At 66.2% G+C, this 18,036-nt stretch carries 10 protein-coding genes; 9 read left to right on the plus strand and 1 reads right to left on the minus strand.

All coding sequences use genetic code 11. The annotated features are described in order from the left end of the window. The first annotated feature begins 160 nt into the window (after positions 1 to 160). The 8 genes from ACN6NG_RS07405 to ACN6NG_RS07440 all read left to right on the plus strand — a co-directional run bounded on the left by ACN6NG_RS07405 (position 161) and on the right by ACN6NG_RS07440 (position 10,341). Positions 161 to 2,992, plus strand: a complete 2,832-nt coding sequence (locus tag ACN6NG_RS07405; protein ID WP_474313359.1) for a xanthine dehydrogenase family protein molybdopterin-binding subunit — start codon at positions 161 to 163, stop codon at positions 2,990 to 2,992. Next, complete coding sequence (locus ACN6NG_RS07410) at positions 2,985 to 3,521, plus strand: (2Fe-2S)-binding protein (protein WP_016498661.1); 537 nt, start codon at positions 2,985 to 2,987, stop codon at positions 3,519 to 3,521. Before ACN6NG_RS07405 ends, ACN6NG_RS07410 begins: the two co-directional genes overlap by 8 nt. Before the next feature lie 2 nt (positions 3,522 to 3,523). Further along, positions 3,524 to 4,750, plus strand: coding sequence for a cytochrome c (locus ACN6NG_RS07415; protein WP_474313362.1), 1,227 nt, complete (start codon positions 3,524 to 3,526; stop codon positions 4,748 to 4,750). A 2-nt stretch (positions 4,751 to 4,752) separates the two neighbouring features. After that, complete coding sequence (locus ACN6NG_RS07420) at positions 4,753 to 5,724, plus strand: XdhC family protein (protein WP_197898864.1); 972 nt, start codon at positions 4,753 to 4,755, stop codon at positions 5,722 to 5,724. Further along, positions 5,721 to 6,284, plus strand: coding sequence for a nucleotidyltransferase family protein (locus ACN6NG_RS07425; RefSeq protein ID WP_063423119.1), 564 nt, complete (start codon positions 5,721 to 5,723; stop codon positions 6,282 to 6,284). The genes ACN6NG_RS07420 and ACN6NG_RS07425 overlap by 4 nt, the downstream gene beginning before the upstream one ends. A gap of 449 nt (positions 6,285 to 6,733) precedes the next feature. Further along, positions 6,734 to 7,417 (plus strand): response regulator, encoded by a 684-nt coding sequence (locus ACN6NG_RS07430; protein WP_028613374.1) that lies wholly within the window; start codon positions 6,734 to 6,736, stop codon positions 7,415 to 7,417. After that, entirely contained in the window at positions 7,414 to 8,736 is a 1,323-nt protein-coding gene (locus ACN6NG_RS07435; protein ID WP_474313366.1) for an ATP-binding protein, read from the plus strand. The genes ACN6NG_RS07430 and ACN6NG_RS07435 overlap by 4 nt, the downstream gene beginning before the upstream one ends. A 213-nt stretch (positions 8,737 to 8,949) precedes the next feature. Further along, positions 8,950 to 10,341 (plus strand): aspartate aminotransferase family protein, encoded by a 1,392-nt coding sequence (locus ACN6NG_RS07440; protein ID WP_403013751.1) that lies wholly within the window; start codon positions 8,950 to 8,952, stop codon positions 10,339 to 10,341. A gap of 141 nt (positions 10,342 to 10,482) precedes the next feature. Here ACN6NG_RS07440 and ACN6NG_RS07445 read toward each other — a convergent pair whose 3' ends face one another. Further along, the gene (locus ACN6NG_RS07445; protein WP_474313368.1) at positions 10,483 to 11,436 is read right to left on the minus strand and encodes a siderophore-interacting protein; all 954 of its coding nucleotides are present in this window, start codon (positions 11,434 to 11,436) and stop codon (positions 10,483 to 10,485) included. Between the two features lie 175 nt (positions 11,437 to 11,611). Here ACN6NG_RS07445 and ACN6NG_RS07450 point away from each other — a divergent pair, with 175 nt between their 5' ends. Then, entirely contained in the window at positions 11,612 to 18,022 is a 6,411-nt protein-coding gene (locus ACN6NG_RS07450; RefSeq protein WP_474313369.1) for an amino acid adenylation domain-containing protein, read from the plus strand. Positions 18,023 to 18,036: the final 14 nt, after the last annotated feature.

The following is an 18,036-nucleotide window of genomic DNA, read 5'->3' on the forward strand; positions in this document are numbered from 1 at the left end:
CCCCAATCCCACCCATCACCCCAGACACACAGCGACATATTGTCGGCTTGACTTTGCCAATCCCTACACAATTCCTGTAAAGTTGACGCACAAGTCAGCTTTTCCCGCTAGCACTAGAATCAAAAATAGGGCAGGCCCCCAACTGCCCAGAGGATCAAGCATGTCCAACCGTGATATTTCCAGGCGCGCCTTCTTGCAAGGCGGCCTGATCGCTGGTGTCGGCGTGACCATGGCGCCACTTGGCAGCCAGGCATTCGCCGCACTGATGGAGGAACGCGTCACCACCTCGCCGCAGAAGTGGATGAGCCATGACGGCAAGGCGCGCTTCCGTAACGATGCCTTGTCCAAGGTGTGCGGCGACAAAGTGTTCGCCCGCGATATCCGCGCCAAGGACATGCCCGGCTGGCCCACGCAGCAGGGCCATGCGCTGCTGCTCAAGGCGACCAAGGCCGACCGTATCTATGCCGGTCACGACCTCAGCCTGCTCGGTGCCGAGCTGCAGCCTGACCGCATAGTTACCGCCGCCGATCTCGAGAAAGACGGCATTGCCTGGCCGGAAGCCCATTCGCCCGACCCGCTGCTGCCGCCCGGCAAGGTGCCGATGTTCATCGGCCACCCGGTGGCGATCCTGATCTGGCACGACTTCGAGCGCTTCCGCCAGGCCAAGCGCAAGCTGCAATTCAACGAACAGGCGATCCGTTACGGCGCCCAAGCGCCGCTCTACCAGCGCGACCCTTACGGCAGCTTCCGCTTCGTGCGGGTGGGCGGTGCCACGCCGTTCGACGACGATGAGTTCTCCAGCCTGAAGAATTCCATGCTGTTCCCGACCATTCTCAACCGCAAGCCGGTGTGGTCGAAGCAGCCCAACCAGCACGGCGACCTGACCGAGCAGGGGCTGTTCTACGCCAATCGCATGGCCGGGCAGCTGGACAACCCGCCCGAGGACTGGCTGGTGTTCGACGAGCGCTACAAGACGCCGTCCATCGAACCCGCCGCGCTGGAACCGGACAACGGCAACGGCTGGTACGACCCGGCCAGCGGCACGCTGCACTTCGTGGTTGCCACCCAGTGCCCGTTCGAAGTGGCGCAGGAATGCGTGCACATGATCAAGCCGTCGCGCTTCGCCCTGAACACGCTGAACATGCACCCGGGCTATACCGTGGGCTACGGCTCGAAAGACAACAACATCTTCGTCTTCTACGCCGCCGTGGCCGCGCTGTATGGCGCCGGCGTGCCGATCCGCCTGGCCAATGACCGTTACGAGCAGTTCCAGAGCGGCATCAAGCGCCATGCCTTCGATATCCGCTACCAGCTGGCCGTGGACAAGAAGGACAACAGCTTCAAGATCTTCCGCGCCGACATGAGCTGCGACGGCGGCGGGCGCATCAACTACAGCCCGTCCGTAGCTGCGGTAGGCGCCACTGCTGCGCAGTCGATCTATTACATGCCGCAGAACGACCTGTCGGTTACCGCCTACCATTCCCGCGGTGTCGAGGCCGGCTCCATGCGCGGCTACGGCACCTTGCAGAGCATGGCTGCCACCGAGATGATGGTGGACGAAATCGCAGGCCGCCTGGGCGTCGATGCCATCGACCTGCGCCGTGCCAACGCGCTGAAATCGGGCATGAAGAACACCCAGGGCGCGGTCCCGGCGGGCGCGCTGCGTCTGTACGAGATTCTCGACAAGGCCGCCGTGCATGAATGGTGGCGCAACCGCGACGCGCGCAAGCAGCAGATGGACGCGCAGGACCAGGACCACTGGTACGGCGTGGGCTTTGCGATTTGCCAGAAGGACTTCGGCACCGGCTCCGAGGCACCCATGGCCAGCATCGAGTTCAGCCGCGACGGCCGCATCAGCCTGCGCCACATCGGCACCGAGCTGGGCACCGGCATGTCTACCTCCCAGGCCCTGGTGGTCAGCGACTTCCTGGGGCGCTCGGCTGACGAGGTGAGGACGGCGGTTACCGAATGGCCAGAGCTGCAACTGAGCACCAGCGGCAACCCCTACCTGATCAGCCAGCCCGAGCAAGACGCCGCGCTGCGCAACCCGCGCTGGGTCGGCAAGCTGGCGTCGCCATCGTCGGCGACCAACTCGGCCTTCTACTTCAGCCATGCCACCCGCGAAGCGGCGCGCGTGCTGTTCAACCACGGCCTGTGGCCGGCGGCCATGGCCATCTGGAGCCAGGGCCCGCATGGCGGCCAGGCCAACCCGCTGGTGGTGCGCCGCGAGAACGCGGTGTGGGTCAACGGCGAGCTGACCGGTAACGGCCTGCAGCCGATCCCGTTCGCCCAGCTTGCACAGAAGGCCCACGACATGGGCCTGGTCACCGGCGCCAGCGTGCACGGTTTCAACCGTTGGAGCTGGGCCGAGGCCGACTTCGTCATCGACGGCGTGCGCGAGCGCTTCCCGCTTGACGCCGTGGCGGTGAAATACGGCGATGGCGCGGTGAACGCCAAGAAGGCGCAGATGAGCAGCCACGGCTACCACCTGCTCGACCGGCAGAACGCTGCCTACCCCGACACCCAGCTGAACAATGCCATGGTTACCTACTACAGCCCGGTGGCGACCATTGTTGAAGTCAAGGTCAACAAGGGCACCCATGAAGTGCAGGTGCTCAACCACCACAGCTGGGTCGAGTGCGGCCGAGTGTTGGTACCGGAGCTGGTCAAGGGCCAGCTCGAAGGCGGTATCGCCATGGGCATCGGCCACGCGCTGACCGAAGAAATGCCGATGTACGAGGGCGGGCCCGGGGAGGGCGACTGGAACTTCAACCGCTACCGCCTGCCGCATGCGCGCGACGTGGCGGTGTGGCAGCAGACCAGCGAAATCCTCCCGCCGCTGTCACCGACCGACCCGTCCAAGGGCATCGCCGAAGTGGTAATGATCCCGGTCGTTGGGGCCATCGGCAATGCCGTTGCCCATGCCATCGGCAAGCGCGTGCGCGATCTTCCCATCACCCCAGCCCGTATCAAGGAGGCCCTCAATGGCTAACCGTCCACTGCAACTGACCCTCAACGGTCAACCGGTCGGCCCGGTCGAGGTCCCCGCTGACCTGGCGATGATCGACTACCTGCACGAACACCAGAACCTCACCGGCTCGCGCCTGGGCTGTGGTCAGGGCATCTGCCATGCCTGTGTGGTGATCGTCGACAACCCCGACGGCACCAGCGAAGAAGTGCGCACCTGCATCACCGGCGCCCACTACTTTGAGGGCAAGAAGGTACGCACCATCGAGGGCCACGCCAAACCGGACGCGGCCGGTAACCTCACGCTGAACCCGATCCAGCAGAAGTTCGTCGACCTGTTCGCCTTCCAGTGCAGCTACTGCGCGCCGGGCTTCGTCAACGCCGCTACCGTGCTGGTGGAAACCGCCCAGCGCCAGCCATTGAAGAAGAGCGAAGTGGAGGACCGCATCGAGGCCAGCCTCGGGCACCACATCTGCCGCTGCACCGGCTACGTGCGTTATTACGACGCCACCCGCAAGGTGCTCAACGATCTTGGCCTGGTCAAGGAGGGGTGAGCATGGGCTTCGTTCGTAACGCACTGGCATTGGCCTTGGCCGCCAGCTCAATGGCCCTGGCCGTCAGCTCGGTTGCCCAAGCGGCCGACGAGGCTCAGGTCAAGCGCGGTGAGTACCTGGCACGCGCGGCCGATTGCATGGCCTGCCATACCGCCGAAGGCGGCGCGCCGTATGCCGGCGGCCTGCCGATCCATTCACCGTTCGGCACCATTTATGGCAGCAACATCACCCCGGACAAGCAGTACGGCATCGGCAACTACAGCGCCGACGAGTTCTTCGCCGCAGTCACCCAGGGCAAGCGCAAGGACGGCGCCAATCTGTATCCGGCGATGCCTTACACCTCGTACCACCTGATCAAGCGTGAAGATTCGGACGCGATCCTCGCCTACCTGATGACCATACCGCCGATCAACCGCCCGGCACCGCAGACCGCGTTGCGCTTCCCGTTCAATGTACGCATGGGCCTGAGTGGCTGGAACATGCTGTATGGCAAGAGCGTGCAGCTGCAGCCAACCGAAGGCAAAAGCCCGGCCTGGCAGCGTGGCCAGTACATGGTCGAAGTCATGGGCCATTGCGGCGAATGCCATACCCCGCGCAACCCCATCGGCGCGTTGCAGCAGGACCAGCGCATGACCGGCGGCCTGCTTGGCGGCTACCTGGCGCCGAGCCTGCTGGCCCAGGACCTGGCCGAGCGCGGCTGGACCCAGCCAGACCTGACCACCTTCCTCAAGCACGGCATCAGCGCCCAGGGCAGCATGTTCAACGAGATGTTCCCGGTGGTGCACCACAGCACCCAACACCTGGAAGATGCCGACCTGGCGGCCATGGCCACCTACCTGCTGGGCGACCAGCCACCGCCGGCCAAGGCCATCCAGGCCGTTGCCCTGGAGCAGATGAGCGACAGCGCCAAGCGCGGCCACCAGCAGTACCTCAACGTTTGCGCCGGTTGCCATGGTGTCGACGGCGAGGGCAAGCCGCACATTGCCGTGGCCATGCAGGGCAACACCGTGCTGCGCCAGGGTGACTCGCGCAACCTGGTCAAGGTCATCCTCGAAGGCATCCGTGAACAGCAGTTCACCGGCTTCGAGCGCATGCAGCCGATGCCGGGCTTTGCCGACAAGCTTGATGACCAGCAAGTGACGGATATGGTCAACTACCTGCGCCAGGCCTGGGGTGGATTGCCCGGTGACCTGAACGTACAGCAGCTCGCCGAGCTGAAGGCGGAGTAAACGTGCAGCATCTCGATCTACAGGTGGTCCGTCAGGCCTTGCAGTGGTCGTGCAACGGTCAGCGGGTTTGGTTGTGCACGGTGCTCGCCACCTACGGCTCGGCGCCCCGCGCGCCGGGCTCGCTGCTGGTAGTCAATGCCAGCGGCCAGTGGCTGGGGTCGCTGTCGGGTGGCTGCGTCGAAGACGACTTCCTCGAGCGTGTGGCCCTGGGTGAGTTCCCGGAGCCGGTTGCCATCGTGCGCTACGGTGACGACAGCGACCCGCGTTCGAGTATCCGCTTGCCCTGTGGTGGCGTGCTCGAAGTGCTGGTGGAGAACCTGCCCGCCGAGTGCGAGGTGCAGGCGCACCTGCGTCAGCTGGAAAGCGCGCTGCTGGGCCAGCGTCGGGTGCTGCGTGAAGTGAGCTTGCCGGACGGTACCCGCCAGCTGGCCGATGACCATTGCCAGGGGCCACGCGTCGAGCGGGATAACGCCCGTGTTCGCCTGCGTGTCGGTGCCGCCCAGCGCCTGCTGCTGGCCGGCTATTCCAGCGTGGCGCATTTTTGCGCCGAGTTCGGCAAGGGCATGGGGTTTGAAGTCATCCTTTGCGAGCCGCGGGACGAAGTGCTGGATGGCGTGCGGCTGGACGGCATCGAAGTGCGCCGCGAGCTGCCGTCGGAGTTCATCTTCAATGGCGGTTGCCATGCCGATACGGCAGTGGTCGCGCTGACCCACGACCCGAAGATCGATGACCTGGCCATGCTCGAGGCGGTGCGCACCGAGGCGTTCTATATCGGTGTGATGGGCTCCCGGGTGACCTCCGACAAGCGCCGCGAGCGCTTGCAGCGCATTGGCGGCCTGGGTCAAGTGGAATTGGGCCGTATCCATGCCCCGATTGGCCTTAACCTGGGCAGCAAGACCCCGGCCGAGATCGCGCTGGCGGTGTTGGCCGATATCCTGCGGGTGCGCAACGGCATTGCGCGGGTGGCGCTGTGAGCGTGGTCGCCCTGGTGCTGGCGGCTGGGCGCGGTATGCGCTTCGGTTCCGACAAGCGCCGGGCGACCCTGGCCGATGGCCGCAGCTTGCTGGCGCATAGCGTGGAGCGGGCCCGGGTGGTATTCGATGACGTGCGTGTGGTGTTGCGCGAGGGTGAACGGGGGGAGGATTTTGGCTTGCCAGGCGATTGCCGGGTAATCGTCAGCCCCGACGCCGCCTCGGGCATGGGGCACAGCCTGGCAGCCGGCGCTCGGTCTTTGCTCGACAGCCCGGCCCAGGCGGTGGCGATCTTGCTGGGTGACATGCCGTGGATCGAGTCGGCAACCTTGCGCCAGCTGGCCGCAGCGGCCTCGGCTTCCACCATCGTGTTGCCGCGGCATGCGGGGCAGCAGGGGCATCCGGTGATTTTCGGGCGTGATTTCTGGCCTGCGCTGGGGCAGTTGGGCGGGGATGAGGGCGCGCGCTCGGTGGTGCGAGCGCAGCGGGATTGTTGTGTGGTGGTTGAGGTGGCGGATGCTGGGGTGTTGCGGGATGTGGATACGCCGCAGGGATTAGTGTAGGGGCGGGGTGATTGCCTTTACATTTTTTGCGGTTGTGGAAGGTGTTTGCCATGGTATTTGCGGCGCCTGTTAAAGGTGTTCGTCGAAACCATTTCAGCGCCTATGAGATCGAGCGCCGCCCGCGCGGCGCATCGCGACGCAAGGCCGCTCCCACATTTGTTTCGGGCCAGTCCATCCTGTGCCAGGAGCGCGCGACCGCCTTGTTTGGACGACGCGATATCGAGCCATGCGCCTAAGGGGGTCGCGCGCGAATCCCACAGGAATAATTGGCCCGAAACAAATGTGGGAGCGGCCTTGCGTCGCGATGCGCCGCGCGGGCGGCGCTCGATCTCATAGGCGCTGAAATGGTTTCGGCGAACACCTGATTCCCACCCCCCACAAAAGGTCCATAATGCCCCCTTAATCCGCCCAAGGTGCAATGCCAGCCACACCACTCCGGGAGCCCCACCATGCACGTTCTGCTCTGCGAGGACGACGACCTGATCGCCGCCGGCATCTGCGCCGGCCTTACCGCCCAGGGCCTGACCGTGGACCGGGTGGGCAATGCCGCCGATGCGCGGGCGATGCTGCAGGCCGCGCAGTTCGACGTGATGATCCTCGACCTCGGCCTACCCGACGAAGACGGCCTCAAGCTGCTGCGTCGCCTGCGCCAGCAGGGGGTAGACCTGCCAGTGCTGGTGCTCACTGCCCGCGATGCCGTCACCGACCGCGTCGATGGCCTGCAGGCCGGCGCCGACGACTACCTGCTCAAGCCGTTCGACCTGCGCGAACTGGCCGCTCGCCTGCATACCCTGCTGCGGCGGGTGGCCGGGCGGGCGGTGAATGTGATCGAGCACGGGCCGTTGCGCTATGACCCGAGCAGCTGCGAGGCGACCCTGGCCGGCCAAGCGGTCGACCTGTCCCGCCGTGAGCAGGCCTTGCTCCAGGCACTGCTGCAGAACCCCGGGCGGGTGCTGTCCAGCGAACAACTGAAAGACTGCGTGTACGGCTTCAGCGACGAAGTCGAAAGCAACGCCCTGAACGTGCATATCCACCACCTGCGACGCAAGCTTGGCAACGGCATCGTCGAGACCGTGCGTGGCCTGGGTTACCGGCTGGGCCCGGCGCAGGCACCGGAAGAGGCTGCATCATGAGCCTGCGGGTTCGCCTGAGCCTGATCCTGGGCAGCGCTTTCGTGATCATCTGGGCGCTGGCCGCGGCGTGGATGCTGCGTGACCTGCGCCAGCAGATGATGTTTTCCCTCGACCAGCGCCTGGTGGCATCGGCGCGTATGGTCGCCGGGCTGATCGACCAGTTGCCGCAACCGCTGACCGCCAAGGGCGGGGAGGCGCACTTTTCCGCCGACCAGTTCAGTGTGCCGGACGGCATGGCCTGCCAGGTCAGTTCGCTGCGTGGCGAGATCCTCGCCAGCAACCATAAGCACGATGGCGCCATGGACGACGAGCGCAGCGGCTTCCGTGACCAGACCATCGACGATGCACTGTGGCGCACCTTCACCTACAACCACGGCGATGTGCGCATCACCACGGCTGACCGGCACATGGAGCGCGAGGCGTTGAACCAGTCGATTCTGCTGGCGGCTTCGGCACCCGTGCTGATGGCCTTGCTCGGCAGCCTGGGCCTGTTGTGGATCGGCCTTGGCAAGGGCCTGGAACCCCTCAACCGCATGCGCGACGCCTTGCGCCGACGGCGAGCGGACAGTGTCGAGCCGTTGCAGGTGGCGGGTATGCCCAGCGAGTTGCAGCCCTTGCTGGAAACCCAGAACCAGCTGTTCCTGCGTATTGCCCAGACCATCGAGCGTGAGCGGCGCCTGACCGACGATGCGGCCCATGAATTGCGCAGCCCGTTGACCGCGATCAAAACCCACCTGCAGGTGGCACGCATGACCGATGGCGCCGTGCGCGAGCAGGCGCTGGAGCATGCCGAGCAAGGCACCGACCGCATGCACCGTACGCTGGAGCAATTGCTGATGCTGGCGCGGGTGGAAGGCAGCCTGTCGTTCGAGGATGGTGTGCAGTGCAGCGCCGAGCAGGTGGCCCGCCAAGCGGTGCAAGACGCCGGTGGGGGTGACAACCGCCGCATCGTGCTGCGTTTGCCTGAAGAAGCCACGCAGATCTACCTGGGCATGCCCGCACCGTTGGCAGTGGCAGCGCTGCGCAACCTGCTGGACAACGCCCTGCGCCATGGCGGCGATGAGGCGGTGGAGCTGGAGGTGCAGATGGCTGACGGCCAGGTGGGCTTCATGGTCCGCGACCACGGGCCAGGGATTGCCGAAGGCGACCTTGAGCACTTGACGGAGCGCTTCTGGCGAAATGGGCAGAGTGGTGGTTGCGGTTTGGGGCTGGCGATTGTCCAGGCGATCGTGCAGCGGTGTGCGGGTAGCCTGCGCTTTGACAGCCGTAGCGATGGGTTGCGGGTGCTCTTGCAAGTACCGGCGCGATCCGGGCATTGATCTTTACTGTCTGCACCGGCCCTTTCGCGGGCATGCCCGCTCCCACAGGGATCGTACGCACCTCAGCCCTATGCAGTTCCTGTGGGAGCGGGTTTACCCGCGAAAGGGCCGGTGCAGGCAAAGTAAAATCCAGTAACAACCGCTAAATCCTCCCGGCACTCAAGCGTTTTCCAAGCGATAACTGCCCATTCGCTTGCTTGCGAGGATTTACCCATGTCCACCGCTTCCAGCCTTGCCCAGGTTGCACCGGCCAGCGCGTCGCAACCTTTGTACGAATTTACCGAATCACCCCTGCTGCAACGCCAGCAACAGCAGGAGTCCAACGCCCGCAGCTACCCGCGGCGCATTCCGCTGGCGCTCAAACGCGCCCGTGGCATCTACGTGGAGGATGTCGAAGGCCGCCAGTTCATCGATTGCCTGGCCGGCGCCGGTACGCTCGCGTTGGGCCACAACCACCCGGTGGTGGTCGAGGCAATCCAGCGTGTGCTGGCTGATGAGCTGCCCCTGCACACTCTGGACCTGACCACGCCGGTCAAGGACCGCTTCGTCCAGGACCTGTTCGGTATCCTGCCCGAGGCGCTGCGCCGCGAGGCCAAGGTGCAGTTCTGCGGCCCGACCGGCACCGATGCCGTGGAGGCGGCGCTCAAGCTTGTGCGCACGGCCACCGGCCGCAGCACGGTGCTGGCCTTCCATGGCGCTTACCACGGCATGAGCCAGGGCGCGCTGAGCCTGATGGGCAGCACCGGGCCGAAGCAGCCGCTGGGCGCCTTGCTCGGCAACGGCGTGCAGTTCATGCCGTACCCCTACGATTACCGCTGCCCGTTTGGCTTGGGCGGCGAAGCGGGGGTCAGGGCCAACCTGCATTACCTGGAAAACCTGCTGCTCGACCCAGAAAGCGGCGTGCCGCTGCCTGCAGCGGTGATCCTCGAGGTGGTGCAGGGCGAGGGTGGGGTGATCCCGGCCGATATCGAATGGCTGAGGGGGGTGCGCCGTATCACCGAGCAGGCCGGTGTGGCGCTGATCATCGACGAGATCCAGAGCGGCTTTGCCCGCACCGGGCGCATGTTTGCCTTCGAGCATGCCGGCATCGTGCCGGACGTGGTCACCTTGTCCAAGGCCATTGGCGGCAGCCTGCCGTTGGCGGTGGTGGTGTACCGCGACTGGCTGGATACCTGGAAGCCGGGCGCACATGCCGGCACCTTCCGTGGCAACCAGATGGCCATGGCGGCGGGGTCGGCGGTAATCAACTACCTGGTCGAGCATCGCCTGGCCGAACATGCCGAGGCCATGGGGCAGCGCTTGCGCCAGCACCTGCTGCAGTTGCAGCGCGATTATCCGCAACTGGGTGATGTGCGCGGGCGTGGCTTGATGCTTGGGGTCGAACTGGTGGACCCACAGGGCAAAACGGATGCATTGGGTCGCCCGCTGGCCAACCGCGACCTGGCGGCCAAGGTGCAGCGTGAGTGCCTCAAGCGCGGCCTGATCCTGGAGCTGGGCGGGCGCCATGGTGCTGTGGTGCGCTTCCTGCCGCCACTGATCATCAGCGGCGAGCAGGTCGATGAAGTGGCGCAGCGTTTTGCCGAGGCATTGATCGCGGCGGTCTGAACCATGGCGGGGGCCGCCTTGCGGCCCTTTCGCCGGCAAGCCAGCTCCCACAGCTACAGCGTAAGCCTTCTGGTCGGCGCTGTTCCTGTGGGAGCTGGCTTGCCGGCGAAAGGGGCGCAAAGCGCCCCCGGCTATTTCCAGTCAATCAAAGGTCCGCCCGGCCCGCCAATAGCCCATCAAGGTCAGGCACTCGCGCTGCAGCCCGCGTTCCTTGATCAAGTAGCGGCGAATATCCATGACTGTCGCCGATTCCCCCGCCACCCAGGCATGGAACGCACTGTTGGCGCTACTGGCCTGCTCCCACAGTATCCGCGTGTCGATATCCACCGCTTCCAGCTTTACCTGCGGCGCGGCTTGCCCCGGCGGCAGGCTGGCCAGTTCGCGCACCGCCTGTTGCATGGCCTGGCCATGCTCGCAATTGAGCAACTCGCGGGGCAACCAGTGAATGTGGCTAGCATTGCCATGGCGCAAAGGCAGGCAGTCAGCCTCCAGCGGTACCTCGATGAACGCTTGCACGGCCAACTCGGGCTGGTCGTCGGCCAGTTGCTCAAGAATGCCGGCAATGGCCGGCAGCGCGGTTTCGTCACCGACCAGCAGAATGTTGCGCACCCCCTGCGGCGGTTTCCATTCATAGCCGCCGTTGTCACCCTCATAGGCCAGGTTGGGCGCCACCATCTGCAAGCTGTCACCCACCTGCGCGTGGGTGGCCCAGGCCGAAGCAGGGCCGTTGACGCCATGCAGCACGAAGTCGATATCCACCTCCAGCGCTTCGCGGCGCAAGGTGCGGATGGTATAGGTGCGCATTGGCGGGCGCTGGTCTGGCGGCAAGGCGCTGTGTGCGGTCTTCCAGTGCAGATCGTTGCTCAGGTTGGGCAGTGAGCCGTCGGGTGCGGGAAACAGCAGCTTGACGCGCTGGTCCGGCGCCAAGGTGGTCATTTCGGCAACGTCCGGGCCGCCGAACACCAGGCGGGTCAGCGAAGGGCTGAGTGCGATCCGCCGCTTCAACTGCACATCGAACATCCGGTAGCTGGGGCGTTTGTCGGGGAGCGCTTGAGTGACCCGCTTGCGCAGGGTGTTGGCCAGGGTGGAGAGCATCGCGAGGGCCGCCTTCTGGAGGATGGGTATGACGATAAGACGAGTTGCCCCCCCGGCAATTTAATCGCGCAGCCTGGTGGCCTTGTGGGTGGCAGCCGCTAATTTTCGCCGACCACGATCCGTTCATTGGAGACCACCGAGCCCAGCTCCACGCCCACGTGACGGAAAATCGCCGATGAACCCAGAACACGCCATGAAACTCGCCAGCCGCTTTGTCAGGTTGCCCCTTGAAAAGCGCAGGATGTTCCTTGACGGTCTGCGCCGGGAGGCCATCGACTTCGCGGTGTTTCCGATCCCTTCGGGGGCCAGCGAGCCCGGGCGTGCCGAGCTTTCCTACGCCCAGCAGCGCATGTGGTTCGCCTGGCAACTGGCGCCGACCGGCAGCGCCTACCATATACCCATGGCAGTGCGCCTGCTCGGCCCCCTCGACGGGGCTGCGTTGCTGCGGGCCTTCGATGAACTGCTGCAGCGTCATGAAAGCCTGCGCACAGGTTTCTTCGAGGATGAACAGGGGGTGTACCAACAGGTTCTGCCGAAAGCCGAATTGAGCATGCAGGCATTCGATCTGTCCGCCCTCGAGCCCGCCGAGCGTGAATCGCGTCTGGCGGCCGTGAGCCAGGCGCAGGGCGACAGCCCCTTCGACCTGGCGCAGCCGCCGCTGCTGCGGGCTGCGCTGGTGCGCCTGGGCAGCGACGAGCAGGTGTTGCTGCTGACGCTGCACCATATCGTCGCCGACGGCTGGTCGATGAACCTTTTGATCAGTGAGCTGATCGGTGCGTATGAGCGAGCCTGTGGCGTGGCCCGGGCCGAGCCTGCGGCCTTGCCCATCCAGTACCGGGACTTTGCCCTGTGGCAGCGTCAGTGGCTGGAAGCCGGTGGTCGCCAGGCCGACCTGGATTACTGGCTGGCACACTTGGGTGACACCGATGGCGCCCTGCGACTGCCCCTGCGCCGAGCCCGCTCTGCTGGCGAAGAACTGCAAGCGGCGCGCCTGGAAATCGACCTTGATCCGACGCTGACGGCACGCTTGAAGGCCCTTGCCGGACAGGAGCAGGTGACCTTGTTCATGCTCTTGCTAGCCGCCTACAAACTGCTACTGCAGCGTTATGGCGGCCAGCGTTCGATCCGTGTTGCGGTGCCGGTGGCCAACCGCAACCGCGCCGAGGTCGAAGGCCTGATCGGCTGTTTCATCAACACCCAGCTGCTGCAGACCGAGCTGGACCCGGAGCTGGACCGTCGGGCCTTGCTGGCGCGGATCAAGGCCACCGCTCTGGGGGCCCAGGCCCATCAGGACCTGCCATTCGAGACCTTGGTGCGTGCCATGGGCAATGAGCGCCATGGCGAGCCCTTCCAGGCCCTGTTCAACCACCAGGCCCAGGTGCTCGACGTCACCCGGCTGCAGACTGCTACCGGGCTGGTGCTCGAAGCGCTGCCGGCGCAGCGGCGTACCTGTCACTGCGAACTGATGCTGGAGAGCCATGAGCGCGGCGACCAGTTGCAGGCCCGCTTCACCTATGCCGCCGAGCTGTTCGAACCTGCCACCATTGAGCAGATGGCCGGCCACTGGCGGCAATTGCTGGAGCAACTGGTCGCCGCCACACCTGGCCCGGTGGGTGACTGGGCATTGGCGACGGCCGAGACGCCAACGGTATCGAGCACCTTTGCCGAGGTGATGGTTGACCAGCTCATCGATCAGGCGGCCCGCCGGCAGCCACAGCGGCTGGCTGTGGTGAGCGCCGGGCAATCCCTGAGCTATTCGGCCCTGGCCAAACGCGCCGAGCGCCTGGCCATCGAACTGCAAGGCCTGGGCGTTGGCCCGGAAACCCTGGTGGCGGTGCTGGCCGACCGCTCGGTGCAGATGGTTGCAGCGATCCTGGCCGTGCTCAAGGCCGGCGCGGCGTACCTGCCCCTGGACCCGGAGCTGCCCCGTCAGCGTCAGCTTGAGCTGCTGCGTGGCGCCGGGGTCAAGGTGCTGATCGCCAACGCCGATGTCGACCTGGGCTGCACCCGGGTGGCCCTGGACCAGCCGCTTGGCGAAACCACCGCCCGCTTACAGCCGCTGCCGGCCCGTTGGCCGGCGCAACTGGCCTATGTCATCTACACCTCAGGCAGCACCGGGCAGCCCAAGGGAGTGGGGGTTTCCCATGGCGCATTGGTGAATTACCTGGAGGGCATCGCCGGCCGACTGCCGCTGGCTGAAGTCGAGCAACTGGCGATGGTCTCCACCCCGGCGGCGGACCTTGGCCATACGGTATTCTTCAGCGCCCTGTGCCAGGGCAAGACCCTGCACCTGCTGGGCAAGGAGCAGGCCACCGATGCCGACGCCATGGCTGCCTACCTGAGCGAGCAGGCCGTCGACCTGCTGAAGATTGTGCCGTCCCACCTGCAGGCCTTGCTACGGGCCGAGGGCAGCGCAAAAGTGCTGCCACGCCGCTGCCTGGTGCTCGGCGGCGAGGCGCCAGGGCAGGGCCTGCTGGCCAGTGTCCGTGCCTTGGCGCCGAGCCTTGAATTGGTCAACCACTACGGCCCCACCGAAACCACTGTGGGGGTGCTGACCGCCAACTTGAGCGCGGCCGATGCGGTGGTCGAGCTGGGTCAGGCGCTGCCTGGCACTTGCGCCCGGGTGCTCGATGCCGGCCTGGCTCAGGTGCCGGAGCAGGGCCATGGCGAACTCTACATCGGCGGCGCTTGCCTGGCTCGAGGGTATCTGGGCCAGCCGGGGCTGACCGCCGAACGCTTCGTACCCGATCCCCAGGGCCAGGGCGAGCGCCTCTATCGCAGCGGCGACCGCATCCGTCGGGCAGCGGGATTGAGGTTCGATGGGCGCGGCGATGGCCAGGTGAAGATTCGTGGGTACCGGGTTGAACTGGGCGAGGTCAACAGTCGCCTGCTGGCCCTTGCGGAGGTTGCCAGCGGCTGTGTCCGCGTTCATGAAGGCCGCCTGCTGGCCTGGGCCGTGCCTGCGTTGGCAGTGCCTGATTTTGCCGCGCGGGTGCGCCAGGCCCTGGCCGCCTGCCTGCCTCAGGCCATGGTGCCGGAACAGGTGATTGAACTGGCCTGCCTGCCGTTGACCGCCAATGGCAAGGTCAACGGCAAAGCCTTGCCCCTGCCCGAACAGGATGCCGGCGCGGCTCGTCATCGGCCTGCTGAAACGCCCTTGCAGCAATGCCTGGCGCACATCTGGGCCGAAGTGCTGGAACGCCCTGAGGTGGGCCTGGACGATGGCTTCTTCGAGCTGGGCGGGCATTCGTTGCTGGCCACCCAGGTCATTTCCCGGGCCCGGCGGGCGCTGGGGCTGGAAATCCCCCTGCGCAGCCTGTTCGACAGCCCCGACCTGAAAGGCTTCTGCGCGGTAGTGCAAGGCCTGTCCGGGCAGGGCCGGGCGGCTTCCGATATCCCGCGGCTGAGTCGCGAGCAGGCGTTGCCGCTGTCCCACGCCCAGCATCGGCAATGGCTGTTCTGGAAGCTGCAACCCGAGAGCAGTGCCTACCACACGCCTTTGTTGGTGCGCTTGAGCGGGGTGCTCGATGTGCCTGCCCTGGAGCAATCCTTGCAGGCCCTGGTGGACCGCCACGAAACCCTGCGCACGCTGTTCGAGGAGCAGGCCGGCGTACCCATGCAACGGGTACTGCCCCGTGTGAACCTGGTGCTGGCGCAGCAGGCCGCAGCCCGCGACGAGAGCGCCCTGCACGAGCAGATCGAAGCGCTGGTCCGTGAACCGTTCGACCTGGCCCGGGGCCCGCTGATCCGCGCCACGTTGCTGCGTCAGGGTGGCGACCAAGCCCTGATGGTGCTGGTATTGCATCATATCGTCTCCGATGGCTGGTCCATGGGGGTGATGGTGCGCGAGTGCCTGGCGCGTTACAACGCGGTTGTCAGCGGCCAGCCGCTGCAGCCGGTGCCGTTGGCGGTGCACTACGCCGACTACGCTGCCTGGCAGCGTGAGCAATTGGCCAGCCCGGCTGTGCGCGAGCAGTTGGATTACTGGAAAGCGCTGCTGCAGGATGACCTGGCGTTGCTCGACCTGCCTGCCGACCGGCCGCGGCCGCCGCGCCAGAGCCATCGGGGCGAGCGCGTCGAGGTGCGGGTGCCCGCCGAGCTGGTGCAGGGCTTGCGCCAGCTCGCAGTGCAGGCCAACGCCACCCTTTTCCATGTGTTCCTCGGCGCCTTCGCCGTGGTGCTCGGCCGCCACGCCGGGCGTGAGCGCCTCAACATCGGCGTACCGATGACCAACCGCAACCGCCTGGAGCTCGAAGGCCTGATCGGCTTCTTCGTCAATTCCGTGGTGCACCGTATCGAGCTGGACAACGCGCGCTCGTTCGACGACTTGCTGGCGCGGGTCAAGGAGCAGGCCCTGCAAGCACAGGCCAACAAGGACGTGCCCTTCGATCAGGTGGTCGAGCAGTTGCAGCCGGAGCGTGGCCTGGACCACAACCCGTTGTTCCAGGTGATGTACAACCATCTGCGCGATGTTGGCGCCCGGGTCGACGGTGGCAGCGCCACGGGCCTGCGTATTGAAGAAGTGCCGCTGCCGGAGCGCACCGCCCAGTTCGACCTGACGCTGGACACCCTGGAGCGCAGCGATGGGGTGCTGGCGTCGTTCAACTTCGCCCTCGACCTGTTCGACCGCGCTCGCATCGAGCAACTGGCCGAGCACTGGCTCAATGCCTTGCGCGCGGCGCTCGCCAGCCCAGGGCAGGCCATCGGTGAGTGGCTGCTGTTGGGCGAGCCAGGCCTGGAGGCCAGCGTCTACCGCGCCCAGCCCGCGGGCTGGCGTCAGCAGGCGACCATTCACGGGCTCATCGAAGAGCGGGCAGCGGCCAACCCCGAGGCCCTGGCCCTTTGGTACCAGGACCGCCACTGCAGCTACGCCCAGCTCAATGCCCGGGCCAACCAGCTGGCCCGGGGCCTGCAGGCCCGGGGCGTGGGGGCCGGCAGCAAGGTCGCGGTGGCGTTACCGCGCACCCCGGACCTGGTCGCCGCGCTGCTGGCGATCTTCAAGCTGGGCGCGGCCTATATTCCGCTGGACCTGGCCTATCCCCAGGAGCGCCTGGCCTACATGCTCGAAGACAGTCAGGCGGGGCTGCTGCTGACCAGTCAGCACGTGGTCGATAGCCTGGCGCTGCAAGCGGGCCTGGAGGTGCTGGCGCTTGAACGCCTGGAGGTCAGCCACCTGGATGTCGACAACCTGCCGGCGGCTGCCGGCCCCGAGAGCCTGGCCTATGTAATCTACACCTCAGGCTCCACGGGCCGGCCCAAGGGCGTGATGATCGAGCACCGCAACCTTTGTGCCCTGATCGGCTGGAGTGCCAGCGTCTATGAGGACCTGCAAGGGGTACTGGCCAGCACCTCGATCTGTTTCGACCTGTCGGCCTGGGAGCTATTCGTGACCTTGGCCCTGGGCGGCTCCTTGGTGCTGGCCGACAACGCCCTGCACCTGCCGCAACTGCCGGCACGTGGGCGGGTGCGGCTGGTCAACACCGTACCCTCGGCGATTCGCGCCCTATACGAGGCCGGGCAGATTCCCGCCTCGGTGCGGGTAATCAACCTGGCGGGGGAACCCCTGGCCCAGGGCCTTGTGGAGGACCTCTACCGGCTGCCCGGGGTGGAGCGGGTGTTCGACCTGTACGGGCCATCGGAGGACACCACCTATTCCACCTGCACCCTGCGCCAGGCTGGGGGCCAAGCCAATATCGGGACGCCGATCGACAATACCGTCGGCTACATCCTCGACCAGGCCGGCCAGGTGGTGCAGGCCGGCTGGCCAGGCGAGCTGTACCTGGGTGGTGCCGGGTTGTCCCGGGGCTATCTGGGGCGTGCGGCGCTGACCGCCGAGAAGTTCGTGCCCGATCCGTTCTCGGCTCAACCCGGGCAGCGCGTGTACCGCACCGGCGATCAGGTCCGGCGCAATGCCGAAGGCGTGCTGGAGTACCTCGGGCGCCTGGACCACCAGGTTAAGATTCGCGGCTTCCGCATAGAACTGGGCGAGATCGAGAGCCGCCTGGCGGCCCTGCCAGTGTTGGCCGAGTCGACCCTGCTGGCCGTCGACACGCCCACCGGCAAGCAACTGGTGGCCTACCTGGTGCCTCGCGACCCGGCCTGGTTGCAGGCCGCCGGTGAACAGCGTGTGGCGTTGTTCCAGCAGATCCGCCAGCACCTGCAGCAGACCTTGCCCGAGTACATGGTCCCAAGCCAGTGGGTGTTGCTCGACAGGCTGCCGCAGACCCCCAATGGCAAGCTCGACCGCAAGGCCTTGCCCGCGCCGGAACTGGACGCCGGGGCGCGCCGCTACCGGGCGCCCGCCAGCGAGCTGGAGTGCCAGCTGGCGGCTGTCTGGTCTCAGGTGCTGGGCCTGGAGCGGGTGGGCCTGGACGACAACTTCTTCGAGCTCGGCGGGCACTCCTTGCTGGCCACCCGGGTCAGTGCCCAGGTACAGGCACAACTGGGGCTGGACCTGCCGCTTTCGGCGTTGTTCCAGGCCAGGGATCTGGCCGCCTATGCCGAAGGGGTGGCTGCCTGCCTGCCCGGCAGCCGAGCCGATCTGGACGAGCTGGAGGACCTGCTCAGCGACCTGGAAACCAGCTGATTCCGGGCTGGTTC

The organism is Pseudomonas sp. TSO6 (genome assembly GCF_056098905.1).

Coding starts and splice junctions, on each gene's coding strand:
- ACN6NG_RS07405 (WP_474313359.1), top strand. CDS start 161: ATGTCCAACCGTGATATTTCCAGGCGCGCCTTCTTGCAAGGCGGCCTG.
- ACN6NG_RS07410 (WP_016498661.1), top strand. CDS start 2,985: ATGGCTAACCGTCCACTGCAACTGACCCTCAACGGTCAACCGGTCGGC.
- ACN6NG_RS07415 (WP_474313362.1), top strand. CDS start 3,524: ATGGGCTTCGTTCGTAACGCACTGGCATTGGCCTTGGCCGCCAGCTCA.
- ACN6NG_RS07430 (WP_028613374.1), top strand. CDS start 6,734: ATGCACGTTCTGCTCTGCGAGGACGACGACCTGATCGCCGCCGGCATC.
- ACN6NG_RS07435 (WP_474313366.1), top strand. CDS start 7,414: ATGAGCCTGCGGGTTCGCCTGAGCCTGATCCTGGGCAGCGCTTTCGTG.
- ACN6NG_RS07440 (WP_403013751.1), top strand. CDS start 8,950: ATGTCCACCGCTTCCAGCCTTGCCCAGGTTGCACCGGCCAGCGCGTCG.
- ACN6NG_RS07445 (WP_474313368.1), bottom strand. CDS start 11,436: ATGCTCTCCACCCTGGCCAACACCCTGCGCAAGCGGGTCACTCAAGCG.
- ACN6NG_RS07450 (WP_474313369.1), top strand. CDS start 11,612: ATGAACCCAGAACACGCCATGAAACTCGCCAGCCGCTTTGTCAGGTTG.